General features: G+C 60.1%; 3 protein-coding genes. All 3 read left to right on the plus strand.

Features of this window, described 5'->3' with window-relative positions; all coding sequences use genetic code 11:
• Nucleotides 1-510: 510 nt before the first annotated feature.
• A complete protein-coding gene (locus ACZ4Z4_RS38230; protein ID WP_009684309.1) occupies nucleotides 511-759 on the plus strand; it encodes an AbrB/MazE/SpoVT family DNA-binding domain-containing protein in 249 nt (82 codons plus the stop codon).
• On the plus strand, nucleotides 756-1,109 hold the full coding sequence (locus ACZ4Z4_RS38235; protein WP_023118080.1) for a type II toxin-antitoxin system PemK/MazF family toxin: 354 nt from the start codon (nucleotides 756-758) through the stop codon (nucleotides 1,107-1,109). The genes ACZ4Z4_RS38230 and ACZ4Z4_RS38235 overlap by 4 nt, the downstream gene beginning before the upstream one ends.
• The coding region (locus ACZ4Z4_RS38240) for a hypothetical protein (RefSeq protein ID WP_468338506.1) at nucleotides 1,106-1,412 on the plus strand (307 nt) is incomplete at its 3' end. The genes ACZ4Z4_RS38235 and ACZ4Z4_RS38240, both read left to right, overlap by 4 nt.

Below are 1,412 nucleotides of genomic sequence, written 5' to 3' on the forward strand. Positions count from 1 at the left end.
CCTTACCTCGCAGGGGCATAAAGCGTAGCTGGTAGTTTGATTTCCCCTGCGCAGGGTAATAACATTGTTAGCACCTTGCGCAGGGAGAACCAATATGCCGGATATCACTCCGAACACTGCCGTAAACCACCCTCAAGCACTCAGCCTACGAGCAGCTGCAGATCGAGTCTGCAGTTTGATCAGCGCCTCGCCGATAGAGCGTGGAGACCAGCTCGAAGCATTCGTCTCCGAGCTCACACCGGAACATGCGCAGATCTCCTTCAACTTCCAGGGGGGAGTGGTTCAAGGCCATCTCAACCTGACCCTACGATCAATCCCACCGAGGATCTGGGTGCAATTCCCAGTACCTGGCCACGAGCCGACAGCAATATCTGGTGACGGGGTGGATGCACAGGCGTCGACGCTTGCGGAGCTCGTCCGCAAGCAAATGGCAAAACGCCCACCTGTCTCCGAGCGATTCAAAGCGCTCCAGGCGCAGCGCAACCGCCTTTCGCAAGAGGCTACAGAACGTTGAAAACGACTATCCGTGCGATTGGGAATTCTCAGGGCATCACGATACCCAAGCCGTTGCTGGCCGAACTCGGCGTAAGCCTTGGCGACCCTGTAGACGTCTCCTTCAAAGATCAGACCCTGGTGGTGTCCAAGGTCGCTACCGAATACGACCTCAGCACGCTAGTCGCCCAGTGTGACCTGGAGGCCCCGGAGCCGCCGGACATCCACTGTTGGAGAACATCCGCGCCGGTAGGAAACGAAGCATGAGCAAGCGCCCGCAGCATCAATTCGACCGCGGTGACATCGTCTCCCTGGACATGGGTAGCGCTTCAACGCAGGTGGCCTGTAAAGCGCTCGTGCTTTCCCCAGCAGCGTACAACGCCCTGGGGCTCGCCCTAGCCGTTCCTATCACCGAGCACGACAGCAGCCGCTACGCCGGCTTTGCCGTCGCGATCGTCCTTCCGGGGCGCACGCCGGCGAGCGGGGCAGCCTTGGTCAACCTGGTGCGGCCGGTGGATCTTGCTGCAAGAGGTGCGAAGCTGCTCGGGAAGGCACCCCAGACAACCATAGATGAAGCCCTGCAGCGCCTGCAGGCGGTTGTTGGGAAAGACCAATGAGCAGCGAACCCACGCTTCGGCAACGCACTGGTGTTGTCATCATGGCAGTTCACCCAGCGCTTGGCCCGCTCTACTGGGAGTTCGTATCCGAGGCCAGCGTGGGTGGTCCTGATTACCACTCGATCACCACCCGCATCGACAGAGCTCTGCTTCTCGCCCCTGACTGGCGTACATCCTCCACTTTCAGGCTGCACAGCAACCATATGGAACGTGTTCTGCGCGATCAGGTGACCGTCGTAGACGACTTCGACCCCGACGGCGGCCCCTGGTCCCAGATCGATTTCGAGGGCGAGCTCAGTGCCC

Source organism: Streptomyces sp. NPDC030245, assembly GCF_055572995.1.

Coding starts and splice junctions, on each gene's coding strand:
- ACZ4Z4_RS38235 (WP_023118080.1), top strand. CDS start 756: ATGAGCAAGCGCCCGCAGCATCAATTCGACCGCGGTGACATCGTCTCC.